The organism is Mesorhizobium sp. M2E.F.Ca.ET.209.01.1.1, assembly GCF_004010375.2.
GTDB lineage: Bacteria > Pseudomonadota > Alphaproteobacteria > Rhizobiales > Rhizobiaceae > Mesorhizobium.
Window position 1 is genome coordinate 1 of the sequence record NZ_SADP02000471.1, and the last position, 362, is coordinate 362.

Genomic DNA, 362 nt, shown 5'->3' on the forward strand with positions numbered 1-362 from the left:
CATACCCGCCGCGCCAGGGGCTATGGAGGCGCTGGTGCTCGGCGGCCGGAACGAGCCCACGCCCGATGAAGCGCGTCCCGCTTTGTTGCATCGCGACGGCGTCTCCGTTGACATGCAGCTTGACGCTGGCGTTCTGCGCCTCTGCGTCGCCGGGCAGATCAAGCGTGATGGCGATCTCGTCCTGATCGCGGGAAGAACGCATCTCGGCAGCAAACGCGATGGCAAGCGGAGGTGCTTTGGCGTCGCCAGCCCGGTTGGGCCGGCTCGAAAACACATCATCGGCCAGTTCAGGCGTGCGCGGCGGGCTCGTGCGGCGCTGCGTGGAGCGTTCGTAATCGCCGGCCATGCGCAGCAGCCTTTCG

The 362-nt window shown here is 67.4% G+C and carries 1 pseudogene; it reads right to left on the minus strand.

What is annotated here, in order from left to right:
• Nucleotides 1-346 (minus strand): annotated as a pseudogene (locus EN852_RS36530) (amidase); the annotation flags it as partial.
• Nucleotides 347-362: the final 16 nt, after the last annotated feature.